This window comes from Microbacterium sp. ISL-103 (genome assembly GCF_018613995.1).
Classification (GTDB): domain Bacteria; phylum Actinomycetota; class Actinomycetes; order Actinomycetales; family Microbacteriaceae; genus Microbacterium.
Genome location: NZ_JAGGPD010000013.1, coordinates 1 through 470, shown reverse-complemented (window position 1 = coordinate 470; position 470 = coordinate 1). Strand labels below are relative to the sequence as shown.

Genomic DNA, 470 nt, shown 5'->3' with positions numbered 1-470 from the left:
CGCCGCCGCTTCGAGATCGGCAACGGGCATGACCCCCGGTTCCGTGACGACACCGCCCACATCCGAGCGGACGCCGAGTGGCGCGTCGCAGGGCCAGGGCCGGGCCTGGAAGACCGCCGCGTCGAGATCACCGGGCCGACGGATCCGAAGATGACCATCAATGCCCTGAACTCGGGCGCTCGAGTGTGGTTGGCCGATCAGGAGGACGCCACGAGCCCCACCTGGAAGAACGTCATCGAGGGCCAGCTGTCGTTGCGCGACGCCATCCGCGGCGAGCTCTCGTTCACAGGCCCCCCGACCGGATCGGGCCCCGGCAAGGAGTACCGCGTCACCGCGGAGCGCACGCCCACGATCGTGATGCGCCCCCGCGGCTGGCACCTGCCCGAGAAGCCCCTGCAGTTCACCGACCGTGCAGGGCGGCGCACCGCGGCATCCGGATCTCTCGTCGACTTCGGCCTCTACTTCTTCCA

General features: G+C 70.0%; 1 pseudogene (running past one end of the window). It reads left to right on the top strand.

Features of this window, described 5'->3' with window-relative positions:
• A pseudogene (locus J7E68_RS00695) lies at positions 1-470 on the top strand (malate synthase A) (its annotated part extends 149 nt beyond the left edge of the window); the annotation flags it as partial.